We start from the raw sequence: 1,408 nt of genomic DNA, 5'->3' as shown, positions 1-1,408 counted from the left end.
CCCCAGGCTCGCTGTTCCAAAAAGGTTGTGGCCACAACCATGTCCGGCTGCACCCTCATTCAGGGGTGCTTTAGTGGGTTGTGCTTTCTGAGAGATTCCGGGAAGGGCATCAAACTCACCCAGGACACTAATTACGGGTTTCCCGGAACCATAAGTGGCTACAAATGCGGTAGGCATTCCGGCAACCCCACGGCTCACATTGAAACCATTTTCTTCTGCATAGTTCGCCAGAAGTTCTGCAGAGCCCTTTTCATTAAAAGCCGTTTCCGCAAGTGCCCAGATGGAATCGCTGATGCGGATAAGTTCTGCTTTGTGTTTTTCTACAGCCGAAATTACGGCCTGCTTGTTTTTGCCAGGTCTTTGTGCAAATGACGCAAAGGACGCCAGGAGCAATAGTAATGCTAGAGTGAGTACTTTTTTCATGAATAGAAGGGTAGGATTATTTCATTGTATTGCCTGAATTTATAAGGCGGAGATTCTTCCTTTCCTATATGTTGTTCAGGATCGGATTAAATATAAGCAAAAATGAAATCAATCCAGAGCGGCTTTGTAAACGCTTAAGCAGCGTTCACGGGCCTGTTTGTGGTCCACCATCTTTTCAGGATAGTCCTCTGTTCCATATTCCGGGACCCATTTCCTGATATATTTCTTTTCCTTATCGAATTTATCGACCTGCGTCATGGGATTGAAAATCCTGAAATATGGAGCAGCATCAACACCACTGCCGCTGGCCCATTGCCAGTTCCCCACATTACTGCTCAATTCAAAGTCGAGCAGTTTTTCAGCGAAGTAGGCCTCGCCCCAGCGCCAATCTATCAGGAGGTGCTTGCAAAGAAAACTGGCAACAAGCATGCGTACCCTATTGTGCATATATCCCGTTGCATTCAGTTCCCTCATTCCGGCATCCACCAGGGCATATCCGGTCTGACCGGTTTTCCATTTTTCGAAATCTCCTTCATCATTACGCCATGAAATACGGTCGTATTTTTTCTTAAAGGATTCGTTTACTGTTCGTGGAAAATGCCAGAGGATCTGCATAAAGAATTCCCTCCAGATGAGTTCGTTAAGGAAGGTTTCGTTTGAGCTGTTCAGTGCTGATTTTATCAGGCTTCGAATGGACAATGTTCCAAAACGAAGGTGGGGACCCAGACGGGAGGTGCCATTTTGTGCCGGAAAATCCCGTGTGTCCTTATAATTATCCAGCAAGGAGGATCCAATATCATATTCTGGTACGCGAATGTCAGAAGGAACAAAACCCAGGTCCTCCAGGCTTTTGTTGGGAAGGTCTTTCAGATCGGCAAGGTCATGAAGCCGCTCCTGAGAAGGGTAGTGTCTAAGGTGTTTCTCCTTCTCCAGGGTCGCTTTCCAATTCCGCATTGAAGGGGTGTAAAAAACAAAGGGATTTCCA

The 1,408-nt window shown here is 46.5% G+C and carries 1 protein-coding gene and 1 pseudogene; both read right to left on the bottom strand.

What is annotated here, in order from left to right; genetic code table 11:
• Positions 1-423: pseudogene (locus AC4E7D_RS10620) on the bottom strand (amidohydrolase); the annotation flags it as partial.
• Between the two features lie 108 nt (positions 424-531).
• Positions 532-1,408, bottom strand: an 877-nt coding sequence (locus AC4E7D_RS10615; RefSeq protein WP_490173772.1) for a cryptochrome/photolyase family protein, incomplete at its 5' end; no start/stop codon positions are given.

The organism is Lentiprolixibacter sp., from assembly GCF_982873095.1.
The sequence above is the reverse complement of the archived record's forward strand: the minus strand, read 5'-3'. Positions and strand labels throughout refer to the sequence as shown.